At 70.1% G+C, this 12,811-nt stretch carries 12 protein-coding genes; 5 read left to right on the plus strand and 7 right to left on the minus strand.

Annotated elements, in window-relative coordinates:
• Window positions 1-16 precede the first annotated feature (16 nt).
• From D1J51_RS09275 to argH, 3 genes are read right to left on the minus strand one after another with little or no spacing between them, the layout of a single operon-like run.
• A complete protein-coding gene (locus D1J51_RS09275; RefSeq protein WP_119074908.1) occupies window positions 17-796 on the minus strand; it encodes an amino acid ABC transporter ATP-binding protein in 780 nt (259 codons plus the stop codon).
• On the minus strand, window positions 793-1,683 hold the full coding sequence (locus D1J51_RS09280) for an amino acid ABC transporter permease (RefSeq protein ID WP_119074909.1): 891 nt from the start codon (window positions 1,681-1,683) through the stop codon (window positions 793-795). Before D1J51_RS09280 ends, D1J51_RS09275 begins: the two co-directional genes overlap by 4 nt.
• The gene (gene argH / locus D1J51_RS09285; protein WP_119074910.1) at window positions 1,680-3,125 is read right to left on the minus strand and encodes an argininosuccinate lyase; all 1,446 of its coding nucleotides are present in this window, start codon (window positions 3,123-3,125) and stop codon (window positions 1,680-1,682) included. Before argH ends, D1J51_RS09280 begins: the two co-directional genes overlap by 4 nt.
• A gap of 144 nt (window positions 3,126-3,269) precedes the next feature.
• Here argH and D1J51_RS09290 point away from each other — a divergent pair, with 144 nt between their 5' ends.
• Window positions 3,270-4,001, plus strand: coding sequence for a GntR family transcriptional regulator (locus tag D1J51_RS09290; protein WP_119074911.1), 732 nt, complete (start codon window positions 3,270-3,272; stop codon window positions 3,999-4,001).
• Between the two features lie 21 nt (window positions 4,002-4,022).
• On the opposite strand, the gene D1J51_RS09295 is transcribed toward D1J51_RS09290, so the two are convergent.
• Entirely contained in the window at window positions 4,023-5,012 is a 990-nt protein-coding gene (locus D1J51_RS09295; protein WP_371414082.1) for a hypothetical protein, read from the minus strand.
• Window positions 5,013-5,154: 142 nt separating this feature from the next.
• Between D1J51_RS09295 and D1J51_RS09300 the strand changes: the two genes are divergently transcribed.
• Complete coding sequence (locus tag D1J51_RS09300; RefSeq protein ID WP_240423105.1) at window positions 5,155-5,958, plus strand: DUF1206 domain-containing protein; 804 nt, start codon at window positions 5,155-5,157, stop codon at window positions 5,956-5,958.
• A gap of 39 nt (window positions 5,959-5,997) precedes the next feature.
• Here D1J51_RS09300 and D1J51_RS09305 read toward each other — a convergent pair whose 3' ends face one another.
• Window positions 5,998-6,978, minus strand: coding sequence for an MDR family oxidoreductase (locus D1J51_RS09305; RefSeq protein ID WP_119074913.1), 981 nt, complete (start codon window positions 6,976-6,978; stop codon window positions 5,998-6,000).
• Between the two features lie 130 nt (window positions 6,979-7,108).
• Between D1J51_RS09305 and D1J51_RS09310 the strand changes: the two genes are divergently transcribed.
• The 3 genes from D1J51_RS09310 to D1J51_RS09320 all read left to right on the plus strand — a co-directional run bounded on the left by D1J51_RS09310 (window position 7,109) and on the right by D1J51_RS09320 (window position 10,000).
• Window positions 7,109-7,786, plus strand: coding sequence for a response regulator transcription factor (locus tag D1J51_RS09310; protein ID WP_119074975.1), 678 nt, complete (start codon window positions 7,109-7,111; stop codon window positions 7,784-7,786).
• Window positions 7,787-7,802: 16 nt separating this feature from the next.
• Window positions 7,803-9,107, plus strand: a complete 1,305-nt coding sequence (locus D1J51_RS09315; protein ID WP_119074976.1) for a sensor histidine kinase — start codon at window positions 7,803-7,805, stop codon at window positions 9,105-9,107.
• Window positions 9,108-9,211: 104 nt separating this feature from the next.
• Window positions 9,212-10,000 (plus strand): hypothetical protein, encoded by a 789-nt coding sequence (locus D1J51_RS09320; protein ID WP_119074914.1) that lies wholly within the window; start codon window positions 9,212-9,214, stop codon window positions 9,998-10,000.
• A 192-nt stretch (window positions 10,001-10,192) separates the two neighbouring features.
• On the opposite strand, the gene D1J51_RS09325 is transcribed toward D1J51_RS09320, so the two are convergent.
• Window positions 10,193-11,212 (minus strand): amidohydrolase family protein, encoded by a 1,020-nt coding sequence (locus D1J51_RS09325; RefSeq protein ID WP_162903742.1) that lies wholly within the window; start codon window positions 11,210-11,212, stop codon window positions 10,193-10,195.
• A 265-nt stretch (window positions 11,213-11,477) separates the two neighbouring features.
• Complete coding sequence (locus D1J51_RS09330; RefSeq protein ID WP_119074916.1) at window positions 11,478-12,797, minus strand: MFS transporter; 1,320 nt, start codon at window positions 12,795-12,797, stop codon at window positions 11,478-11,480.
• Between the last annotated feature and the right edge of the window lie 14 nt (window positions 12,798-12,811).

A 12,811-nucleotide genomic window follows, 5' to 3' on the forward strand; every position in this document is an offset into this window, starting at 1 on the left:
TTACTTCTGAGTGGGTCTACAGGACGCGTGAGAGAAAGGCGCGGGTGCGCTCGTGCTGGGGGTTGTCGATGACCTCGGAGGGCGTGCCCTGCTCGATGACGACGCCGTCGTCCATGAACACCACGCGGTCGCCGACCTCCTTGGCGAAGCCGATCTCGTGGGTGACCACGATCATGGTGAGCCCTGCCTGCGCGAGACCCTTCATCACCGAGAGGACGTCGTCGACCAGCTCGGGGTCGAGGGCTGAGGTGGGCTCGTCGAACAGCATCAGCTCGGGCGACATCGCGAGTGCGCGGGCGATCGCCACGCGCTGCTGCTGACCTCCGGAGAGCTGTCGCGGGTAGGAGTCGCCACGATCGCCGAGGCCGACCTGCTCGAGCAGATCCTGCGCGACGCGCTTCGCCTCGGCGGGCTTCGTGTTCTTGACGAGCCGCTGCGCGTGGGTGATGTTCTGCATCACCGTCATGTGCGGAAACAGGTTGAAGCGCTGGAACACCATGCCCATCCGGGCCCGCTGCACGGCGATCTGGTCCTCCTTCAGCTCGTGCAGCAGCTCGGGGTCTCTCGTATCCCGGCGGTAGCCGATGATCTGGTCGTCGACGTGGACGAACCCGGAAGTCGGGCGCTCGATGAAGTTGATCGCGCGCAGCAGGGTCGACTTGCCCGAGCCGGAGGGACCGAGGATGCACACGACCTCGCCCTTCCGGATGTCGAGGTCGATGCCCTTGAGCACTTCGCGGAGGCCGAAGGACTTGCGGATGTCCCGCAGCCGGACGAGAGGCGATGGGGTGTTCACTTGGTCCTCCCGGGGGTGCCGAAGAAGTTCTTGACCCGCTGGATGGGGGTCGGCGGAAGCGCCGCGGTGGTGCTGCCGCGCGCGAAGTAGCGCTCGACGTAGTACTGGATCGAGGAGAGCACCGAGACGGCGATCAGGTACCAGATCGCGGTGACCAGCAGCAGCTCCATGATCAGGTTGTTGACCAGGTAGATGTGCTGGGCCTCGTCCAGGATCTCGCTCGCACCGATGGCCGACGCCAGGGACGTGGTCTTCAGCATGCCGATGACCTCGTTGCCGACCGGCGGGAGGATCACGCGCATCGCCTGAGGCAGCACGATGGTGCTCATCGTCTTCGTGCCCTTGATCCCGAGGGCCTTGGCGGCCTCGGTCTGCCCCTCGTCCACGGACAGGATGCCCGCTCGCACGACCTCGGAGGTGTACGCGGCCTGGTTGAGGCCGAGGCCGAGGATCGCCGCGACGAACGGGGTGACCAGGTCGACGGTGCGTCCCTGGAAGAGGCCGGGGATGCCGACCATCGGGAAGATGAGCGCGATGTTGAACCACAGCAGCAGCTGCAGGTAGACCGGGGTGCCGCGGAAGACCCAGACGTAGATCCAGCCGATGCCGGAGACGACGGGATTGTGCGAGAGCCGCATCACGGCGATCAGCACGCCCAGGACGATGCCGATCGCCATGGAGATGACGGTCAGCACGATGGTGACCACGAAACCGGTCAGGATCGTGCCGGCGGTGAAGAACTCGCCGACGGTCGCCCAGTCGATCTGAGCCCGCGCGAACGAGATGACGATCGCCGCGAGCACCGCGACCGTCGCCGCGCCCGCGAGATATCGCCCGATGTGCTTGAGCCTGATGACTCGATAGTTGGATAGTGCGGTGCCGGTCATGCTTGTTCCTCCTTCGGAGCAAATGCGGCCTGGTACTCGGCGATCTCACGACGGAGGCGCTCGCGCTGCGCCCCCTGCCGCGACGGGGCCGTCCCGTTGCCTCCGGAGCGGCGCGACACCGCCGACTCGAGGGTGAGGCGCTCGAGCACGTCGGCGGTGATCCGCGAATCGATGCTGGCGAGGTCCGAGGCGCTGAGATCCTCGATGCCGATGCCGCGCTGCTCGCAGACGACGACCGCGCGACCCGTGATGTCGTGCGCCTCGCTGAAGGGGATCCCCTGCTCGGCGACCCAGTCGGCGAGTTCGGTCGCGAGCGTGAAGCCCTGCGCCGCCTGCTCGGCCATGCGCTCCGGCACGAAGCTCATCGTGCGCACGAAGCCGGTGATCGCGGGCAGGACCTCGTCCAGCAGGTCCGAGGTGTCGAACGCGTAGTGCTTGTCCTCGGAGAAGTCGCGGTTGTAAGAGAACGGCACCGACTTCATCACGCCGAGCATGCCCGTGAGGTTGGCCTGCAGCCGGCTCGCCTTGCCGCGCGTGAGCTCCGGGATGTCGGGATTCTTCTTCTGCGGCATGATCGACGAACCGGTCGACCACGCGTCGTGCAGGCGGATCCACCCGAACTGCTGCGATCCCCACAGGATCAGCTCATCGGAGAGGCGGGAGAGATTCGTGCCGATCGACGCCCCGGCGTAGAGGAAGTCGATGACGTGATCGCGGCTGCCCACGGCGTCGATCGAGTTCGCGATGACGTCGCGGTACCCGAGCTCCCGCGCCATCGCGACCTGGTCGCCGTGGAAGGAGCTGCCCGCCAGCGCCGCCGCGCCGAGCGGCGACAGCGACACCGCTTCACGGGCGGCGGCGAGACGCCTGAGGTCGCGCGCCAGGGTCTGGGCGTGCGCGAGGAGCTGGTGCCCGAAGAGCACGGGCTGTGCGGGCTGCAGGTGGGTGAAGCCGGGCACGATGGCATCCCCTGCGTCCTCGGAGCGCTCGATGAGCGTTTCGACGAGCTGCCCGAGCCGGGCAGCGATCTCGTCGATGCGCCGTCGCAGCCAGAGGCGGAGGTCGTTCGAGGTCTGGTCGTTGCGCGAACGTCCGGCGCGGATCTTGCCGCCCACGGATCCCACGCGCTCGATGAGCGCGCGCTCGAGGTATCCGTGCACGTCCTCGTCGGCATCCGTCGGGGCGATCGCGCCCGAGACGTGGTCCTCGCCGATCCGCCGGAGCGCGGCGGCGAGTTCGGCGCGCTCCTCCGCGGTGACGACGCCGCAGCGCTCGAGCTCGCCGAGGTGAGCGATCGATCCCTGAATATCCTCCGGCGCCAAATCGAAGTAGCGCCGAGGCGACCGCGAGATGCGCTCCAGGGCGGGATCGGGGCCGTCGGTGAAGCGGCCTCCCCACAGCTTGCCGTCGTCGTGAACGCCGCCCGCGTTGTTGTGGTTCATGTCGGTGAATTGCCTCCTTGAAATCCTTCGATTTATTAGACAATCCAAAATGTCCAACAATCTTGTGGACCTATTACAGCGGAAAATCAGTAGGATGGCAAGAGCACCCCGATTTTTGTTGGACATAAAGCGGTGAGGTTTGCAATGGCGGGAGACTCACAGAAGATGCTGAACGGGCCGGATGGGCGCATACAGGTTCCGAGACGAGTGGCGGCCAAGCGCGAGAGCCTCGCCGAGGGCCCGCCCGCGCCGCAGTTCATCGCGGACACGCTCAAACACCTCATCCTCGTCGGAGAGCTCTCGCTCGGAACTCCCGTCACCGAGAAGTGGATGACCGAGCGCTTCCAGGCCTCCCGCACAACCGTGCGCGAGGCGCTCAATCTGCTGGTCGCCGAACGATACCTGGATCAGAAGCCGTACAAGAGCGCCCGAGTCCGGTCGTACTCGCCCGGCGAGGTCGCCGACATTCTGGAGGCCAGGCGCCTCCTCGAGGGGTTCGCAGCGGATCGCTGCGCCGACGCGACCGAGGTGGCGCGGGCGGAGCTCCGCGCGTCATTCGCCAAGTACGCGAGCGAGATCTCCGCGCAGCAGCAGAACTCCGCCGCTATGGCGCACGTGGATCTGCACGTCGCGATCGTCGGGCTCACGGGCAACAGGGAACTGGTACTGGCCGAGCACGACCTGATGATCGGTTCGCTGCTGCTCATCGACCTCATCAACTGGCACCTGCGGGATTCCGAGAAGATGTACATGGAGCATCTTCGCCTGGTCAACGCCCTGCTCGAGCCCGACCCGGAAGAGGCGCGAAGACTCACCGACGCGCATCTCGACATGGTGCTCGACGCCGCTCACAAGCGGCTGCCGGGCACCGGCTAGCGGCGTCGGGCCGCAGCAGCCTCACGGAGGAGGCGGATGCTGCGCGTCCGGGCCGGCCGGAGGAGTTCGGCGGGACCGTCGCGACGAGGAGGACGCCGCGAGGGATCCCGCGGCTCGCCTGGCCGTGCGCGCGACGGCGCCCGCCCCCGCGCCGGCCCCGGTGACGACGGTGCCGCCCGCGGCGCGCGCGCCGCGGAGAATCCTGCGCTCGATGCGCTCCGCTCCCTCCCTGGGAGCGAGATCGGGGGCGAAGTCGGCCGGCGCCGGCCCGAAGGCGAGGCGAGAAGCCGCGACGACGCGGCGCCCGAGGACGTGGTTGCCCGCGCCGCCGACAGCGGCGCCGATCCCGAACGGAAGCGCCTTGCCCACGAACGAGCCGGCGCCGACCTTCGCGAAGTGGCTCACGAAGGATCGCTGCAGCACGTCGAGCACCGGCCGCACAGCGCCCCTCGGCAGCGTCTTCGTGACGACCTCTCCCCAGAACGCGGGCCGGCCCCCGCCGCGGCCCACCGCCTGGCGAGTGAGCTGGCCGAGCAGATCGGCTCCCTCGCGCCCGAGCATCAGGCTCATGACGAGCATGCGGGCCCGGTCGGGGTTCTCGACGGGGAGGCCGTGCACCTCGGCGACCGACTGCGCGAACAGGGCGGTGCTCTCGAGGAAACCGACCGTCTCGACGCCCGACAGGGCGAGCGTGGCCGGTGTGCTGATGGCGGGAATCACGGCGGTCGCGCCGACCGCCGCGCCGCCGCCCGTGATCGCGAGCAGGTAGCGGCGCTCGAGCACGCGGATCACCTGGTCGGGGCTCGCGTCCGGGTGGCGCAGCCGCACGCTGCGGATGTGCGCGAGCACCGCGGGGCGCTGCACCGCGAGCGCCCGATCGAGGGCGCGGGCGAAGCCGCGGCGGTGCTCCGGCCCGGTCGGCAGCGGGAGCCCGGTCGGAGCGTGCATCGGGGGCGCGTGGACCCGCGCCGGGGGCTCGGGCTGCGCGGGCGCGGGGACGATCTCGTTCACGCCGCGATTCTACGAATCCCGCTTGGGAGAACGGCCCGTGACGGCTCGCGCCCATCGCCGTCGGCCGCCCCCGCAACGCCGGCGGTCGGAGCGCTGAGCGCACCCCGACGCGTCGACGACGCCCCGGGCGTAAGCTGCATCTGTGCCAGACACCGTGAAATCGGCCGCGCGCGCCGCCGAGAGCCATCCGGCGCTGCGAGCGCTCGCCCGGGGCGGATACGTGGCGAGCGGCATCGTGCACGTGCTCGTCGGCGTCATCGCCCTCGCGGTCGCCCGGGGCTGGCGCGGCGAGAGCGACCAGGCCGGCGCGCTCACCGCCATCGCCGAGGTGCCGGCGGGGTTCCTCGCGCTGTGGGCGCTCTCCGTGCTGCTGTGGGCGCTCGGCGCGTACCACGCGATCCACGGGGTCGCCGCCCGCATCGGGAACCGCTCGAAGCGGTGGGCCCGCAGAGCGGCCGAGTGGGGGCAGGCCGTCGTCTTCATCGTCATGGGCGGGCTCGCCGCGGCGGTGGCGCTCGGGGCGCGGCCGGACACCGAGCAGAGCGCCGAGAGCGCGGGGCGCGGCGTGCTCTCCTTCTCGGGCGGGCCGTTCCTGCTCGCCGCGGCCGGCATCGCGATCGGGATCGGCGGGGTCTCGTTCATCGTCATGGGCGCGCGCCGCAGCTTCCGGCAGCGGGTCGACCTCCCCTCCGGCGCGGCGGGGCGCTGGATCTCGGGTCTCGGGTCGTTCGGCTTCATGGCGAAGGGGCTCGCGCTGATCGTCATCTGCGTGCTGGTCTGCGCGGCGGCGGTGCGCGGCGAACCGCGGCTCGTGAGTGCACTCGACGGGGCGATCCGCTCGCTGCGGGAGCTTCCCGCCGGCCCGGCTCTCGTGGCCCTCGTCGGCATCGGCTTCATCTCCTACGGTGTGTTCTGCGGCTTCCGGGCGCGCTACGCCGAGCTCTGACCGTCCGTTCTCCGGCCGAGGCCGCCGCGGTATCGCGGCTCAGCGGTTCACGTCGACGACCGTGCGCCCGCGCACGCGGCCCCGCAGGATCTCGGCCGCGTGAGCGCGGGCGTCGTCCAGCCCGATGGTCTCGGTCATGCCGTCGAGCAGCCCGCGATCGATCTCCGCGGCGAGCGCGTCCCACGCCCGCTGCCGCAGCGCCCGCGGCGCGTCGACCGAGTTCGCCCCGGTGAGCGTGACGCCGCGCAGGATGAACGGCAGCACGCTCGCGGGCAGGTCGGGGCCCTGGGCGAGACCGCAGGCGGCGACGGTGCCCCCGTACGACGTCTGGGCGAGAACGTTCGCGAGCGTCGTCGAGCCCACCGAGTCGATCGCGCCGGCCCAGCGCTGCTCCTGCAGCGGCTTCCCGACCGCCTCGGACAGCTCGCGGCGGTCGATCGTGCGCGCCGCCCCCAGGCCCGAGAGGTAGTCGGCCTGCTCGCCCGCGCGGCCGGTGGAGGCGACGACGCGGTATCCGCGGCCGGCCAGCAGGGAGATCGCGACCGACCCCACGCCTCCGGCCGCGCCGGTGACGAGCACTTCTCCCTCATCGGGACCGACCCCGCCGTCCTCGAGCGCGAGCACCGAGATCATCGCGGTGAACCCGGCGGTGCCGATCGCGGCGGCGCGGAGCGGGGTGATCGTCTCCGGGAGGCGCACGAGCGCGTCGGGCCGCACCCTGGCGCGGGTGGCGAAGCCGCCGTGCCGGTACTCGCCCAGGCCGTCGCCGTTGAGCACTGCGAGGTCTCCGGCGCGCCAGCCTTCGACGTCCGAGGACGTGACGCGCCCGACGAGATCGATGCCCGGGATGAGCGGCCACGACCTGACGATGCCCCGGCCCGCGAGTGCGAGCCCGTCCTTGTAGTTGAACGAGGAGTAGAGCACGTCGAGCTCGACCGCCCCCTCGAGCAGCTCGCTCTCCTCGAGCCCGTCGGCGAGGCGGGGCTCAGCGCCCTGCTCATCGACCACGATCGCACGCATAGACCCCCCTCGCGTCTTCAGGATACCGCGTGGCCTCCCCCCTGCCGCAAGGCTCCGACGTGCCGCACCGCGGCGCCGCCCGAGCGATTCGTTCAGCCTGTCGTCAGCCCCGCGCGTGCAGACTGGGGCCATGCGAGTGCTGATCGTGGACGACGAGGTGCGGCTCGCCGAGGGCGTGCGCCGCGGGCTCGAGGCCGAGGGTTTCGCGGCCGACGTCGCGCACAACGGGGTGGACGGCCTCTGGCGGGCGCGCGAGCAGCAGTACGACGCGATCGTGCTCGACGTCATGATGCCGGGCATGAGCGGCTACCTGGTATGCGCGGCGCTGCGGGCGGAGGGCAACTGGACGCCGGTGCTGTTCCTCACGGCGAAGGACGGCGAGTGGGATGAGGTCGAGGGGCTCGACACCGGCGGCGACGACTGGCTGACCAAGCCGTTCTCCCACCCCGTGCTCGTCGCGCGATTGCGCGCTCTCGTGCGGCGCGGCGCGCGGGAGCGGCCGACCGTTCTGGAAGCGGGCGACCTGCGGCTCGATCCCGCCGCTCGCTCGGTTACCCGCGGTGAGACGCGCGTCGATCTCACGGCCAGGGAGATCGCGGTGCTCGAGTTTCTGATGCGGCGCCGAGGGGAGGTCGTCACGAAGTTCGAGGTGCTCGACAACGTGTGGGCCGACGACTTCGAAGGCGATCCCAACATCGTCGAGGTGTACATCGGCCGGCTGCGACGCAAGGTCGACCGGCCCTTCGGCCGCGCAGCCATCGAGACGATGCGCGGGGCCGGCTACCGGCTGGCGGCCGACGGTGGCTGAGCGGCGCGGACGCTCGATGCGCACCCGGATCACGGCGGGGGCGGTGCTGGTGGTCGCTCTGGCGCTCGGGATCGGTGCGGTCGGCACCGTCTGGATGCTGGACCGGATCCTCACGGACCAGATCGCCTCGCAACTCGAGTCGGAACTGGAGAGCATCGCCGACGCGTTCGACACGGGCGGACCGGCCGCGGCGGGGATCGATCAGCGCGACGATGAAGACGTGCTGATCGCGCTGCGCACCGGCAACCGGACGGTGGTCAGCAACGACCGGGCGCTGCAGCTGCCGAAGCCCGCCCGCGAAGACGCGCCCGCGCCGGCGGAGGTCGGGGGCGAGCGCATGCTGGTGGTCGGTGAGGAGGTCGAGGGCGGCACGCTCGTCCTGGCCCGCTCCACGGAAGCGATCGACGAGGCGGTCTCCACGGCCACCCTGCTGCTCGCCATCGCGGTGCCCCTCGCGATCGCGCTGATCGGCACGATCGTCTGGGTCGTCGCCGCGCGCGCTCTCGCACCGGTCGAGCGCATCCGCCGGCAGGTCGATCAGGTGGATCCCCGAGCCCTCGATCATCGGGTGCCCACGACCGGCACGGGCGACGAGATCGATCGCCTCGCGGGCACCATGAATCGCATGCTGGGCCGCATCGAGCACGGCTACCGGGCCCGGCAGCAGTTCGTCAGCGACGCCTCGCACGAGCTGCGCTCTCCGCTGGCGACGATGCGCCAGTACGCCGAGGTCAGCCGAGCGCACCCCGAGGCCGCGCCACCCGGCGAACTCGCCGACGTGGTGCTCGCGGAGGGGGCCCGGATGCACGACATCGTCGAGGGGCTGCTGCTGCTGGCGCGCCTCGACGAGGGCGCGAACACCGCGGCGAGGAGCAGCATCGACCTCGACGATCTGGCCCTCGCCGAGGCGCGCCGGATCCGCGCCCTCGACGCCGCGACGGTCGACGGTCGCGGCGTCGCGCCCGCCCGCGTCACCGGCGATGCGCGCCTGCTCGCGCGGGCCGTGCGCAACCTCGTCGACAACGCGCTGCGCCACGCCCGCGGCACCGTCGCGCTCACCACCCTGGTGCGGGACGGGTGGGCCGTCGTGCACGTCGACGACGACGGCGACGGCGTTCCCGAGCACGAGCGGGAGCGGGTGTTCGAACGCTTCACCCGCCTCGACGAGGCGCGCTCCCGCGACGCCGGCGGGAGCGGGCTCGGGCTCGCGATCGTCCGGGAGATCGCTCGTGCCCACGGCGGCTCCGTGCACGTGGAGACCGCCCCGCTCGGCGGGGCGCGCTTCACGCTCGCGCTGCCCGCGGCGCCCGGTGAGGGCTGAGCGACCTCCCAGAGCGCCCGAACGGATGCGCGGGCGGGCCGATCCTGACGGGGCGTTCAGGATCATTCAGACCAGGTTCAGTGCCCTCGGGTGATCCTGGGTGCATGAACGACAAGACTCCTCAGAATCCGGACAACTCCGAGACCACACCGCTGCCGGAGGCGGCGAGCCCTCCGAACGCGAATCCCGCCCCTCCCGCCGCTCAGCCCCCGGCCGCGCCCAAGCCCCGCCGCAACTCGCGAGCCGTGCTGATCGGCGCGGGCGCGGCGGCCGCGGTGCTGCTGATCGGCGGCGCCGGCGCCGGCATCGCGTTCTCGATCGCCGACAAGAACGACGACCGCGCCGACCACTCCCGGAACTCCGTGACGAACACCGTCTCGCCCGGCTCGGACAGCGGCGCGCGCGCCTCGACCAACGACGGCGGTCGATCGAGCGGGAACGGATCCGCTCCCAGCGCCCCGAGCCCCCTCCCCTCGAGCGCGAGCGTACCCGCCGACGCCGCAGCCCTCGTCGGCGCGATCGACGCGGCCGTCGCCAAGGCCTCCGGGAAGGGCGCCGCCTCCGTCGACGTGGAGCGCGACGGCTGGGAGGTCGACGTGGTGCTGGACGACCGCAATGACGCCCGCGTGCACGTCGCGCTCGACGGCACCGCGACCGTGCGCGGGACGGACTCCGATCACGGCCGCAACTCGGATCCGGCCCTCGACACCGCGCGCATCTCCGGCATCGTCGACGCGGCGATCGCGGCTGCGGGCGGCGGTACTATCGAGTCGATCTCGACCGACAACGGTCGCGATCGCTACGACGTCACGGTCGCTCTGGGCGACGGCCGATCCACCGACATCGAGCTCGGCGAGAACCTCGAGGTCGTGTCGGTCGACGGCGACGATTGAGTGCTCCACCCCCTCCCATCGCGGTTGTGCGCTCGTACCCCTCGGCCGTGCCCATGAGCTTCACTGCCGCAGCAGACCCGTGTCAGCAGCCCTCCTCTCTGCCCCGCCGCACTCCCCGGGCCGCCAACGGTTCGGAGTACCTGATGGACGAGCCGGGCTCGGGCTCAGCCGGGCTCGCCCATCAGGGGTTGCTCACCGCGTCGAAACGATGATCTCGCGGGCTGGGGCCGGCGAGTTGCGGCTGCGCTGAGCCCGGATCTGGCCGTCGATGACCACTCCGGAGATGCCGGGGATGTCACCTCGGGCGATGGATTTGAGGGGGTGGTCCTGAGATCCGCCAGTGGGTTCCTGGATGAGCACCAGATCCGCGGGCCTCTGCTCCTCGAGCACGCCCTCGTCGCGGCGCAGCACGCGCCCAGCGTTCCCGGTGGCGTACGCGATCACGTCGGTGGGGGCCACGCCGCCGATCGAGGAGAGTTCGGCGATCGTCTTGATGATCGCCATGGGCATCACGCCCGTGCCCGACGGCGTGTCCGAACCGAGGATGATGCGCTCGAGGCAGTCGTGCTCGGCGGCGAGCCGCTGGATCTTGAGGCTCGCCGAGAGGTTGCCCGCCTGCACCAGTTGCAGCGCCGCCGACGATTCCCGAACGAGCTGCTCGACATCGGCGTCCGGGAGACTCGTCGTCCCGCCATTGATATGCCCGGCGATGTCGGGGGCCATCGCGAGGAGATCGTCGACCGTGATCGGCGCGATACCGGGAACCGACGATGCGCCGCCCGAGTGCGACATGACGAGGAACCCGGCTTCCTGCGCCCAGCGCACGTGCGGCACGGCGTCCTTCGGCACGCTGAAGCCCCCGAAGCCGACCTTCATGAGCCAGATCCCCATCGCGGCAAGCTCCGCGTAGTCGCTCTCCTCCATGTACGGCCCCGTCATCAGGGAACCGCCGTGGATCCGCACGCCGCCCGGACGGTTCAGTGAAAAGGAGCGCGCCGCCGCCACCGCGACCGCTTTCACGCCGTCGCGGTCCATCGGGCGACCTGGGAAGTGCACCTCTCCGGCGGACATCATCGAGGTCACTCCACCGTGCATGTAGCTCTCGATGAAGCCGATCGCGTTCTGCTTCGGATTGAAGTCGCCGATCGCGAAGTGGGTGTGAGTGTCGAAGAGGCCCGGGATCGCGACCGATCCCTGCGCATCGATCGTCACGTCCGCATCGTTTTCCGCCCCGTCGAACGCCACGATACGACCGTCCTCGATCCGGATAGACTCCGCCTCGCGGACCGGATCCCCCAGGCGGCCGCTGACGAACCCTCTCAGGTTGTGGATCAGGAGGCTGCCCTCCCGCGGACCGAAGCGTCCAGCCTGATAGCTTTCATCCCACATGTGAGGTCTTCACCTTTCCTGTCTGGCCGATATCCGGACGGACATCGGCAGGTTCTCTTGTCGCAATTCCCGTATCGCGATCATCGCGTCACCGCTGTCGAAGCGGTTCCGGTATCGCTTCCTCCGCGACGTCTCTCGCCGACTCCCGGGCCACCGCGACGGCGACGACCGTGATGATCAGCATCGCAGCCACGTACACCGCCACCGCGATCCAAGTCTCGAACCGGCCGTAGAGGGCCACCGCGATGATCGGGGCGAAGGCACCGCCCAGCACCCCGGAGAGCTGATAGCCGAGTGAGGCTCCGGAGTATCGGACCCTCGTGGGAAACAGTTCGGTGGTGAAGGCGGCGAGCGGGCCATACATCGCGGCCCAGAACAGCATCCCGACGAAATCAGCAACGAGGATCAGGAAGGTGTCGCCTGTCTCGAGCAGGGGGAAGAATGCGAACACCCACAGCAGTGCCCCCAACGCGCCGCTCAGGTAGACCGGACGGCGCCCTACACGATCGGAGAGCGCACCGAACACGGGGATGAGCAGCAGCATGGCCGCCGCGCTGACGAGCACGGAAAGCAGGGCGGTCGACTCGGGAACGCCCACCATCTGCGTCAGATAGGTCACCACGAAGAGCACATAGGTATAGAAGGCGACATCGGTTCCGATCCGAGAGCCGGTGGCGATCAGCAGCTCGCGCCACTGCGTCCGGAGCACCTCGACGACCGGCAGTTTCACGCGCTCGCCCGAGGCTGCAATCTTCTCGAACTCTGGGCTCTCGCTGACGTGCAACCTGATCCAGAGGCCGACCCCGACGAGGAGTACGCTGAGCAGGAACGGCACTCGCCAGCCCCAAGCGATAAACGCTTCATCGGATGTGACGGCAAGCATCAGCGCGAGCACGCCGTTGGCCATGAGGAGGCCCAGCGGCACGCCGATCTGAGGCCAGCTGGCCGCGAAGCCTCTTCGCTTGGGGTCGCCGTGCTCAAGAGACATGAGCACGGCACCTCCCCACTCCCCACCCAGTCCGAAGCCCTGCGCGAAACGGAGGATCGTGAGCAGGATCGGGGCCAGAGCGCCGATCCCGTCGTAGGTGGGGAGGAGCCCGATGAGCGTCGTGGCGACGCCCATGATGAGGAGGGTGATCACGAGCACCTTTTTGCGCCCGATCCGGTCTCCGTAGTTTCCGAAGACGATCGCTCCGATGGGCCGGGCGATGAAACCCACTGCGAAGCTGCCGAATGCGAGCAGAGTGCCGGTCAGGGGGTCCACGGACGGGAAGAAGAGCTGGTTGAACACCAGCGCGGCTGCCGTGCCGTAGAGGAAGAAGTCGTACCATTCGAGCGCCGTTCCGACGACGCTGCCGATGACAGCGCGCTGACGGAGTGCACGGGTGTGCGCTAGGCCTTCAGACATCGCTGTCCGTTCCG

Source organism: Leucobacter sp. wl10, from assembly GCF_003569785.1.
In the GTDB taxonomy this organism is placed as follows: Bacteria; Actinomycetota; Actinomycetes; order Actinomycetales; family Microbacteriaceae; genus Leucobacter.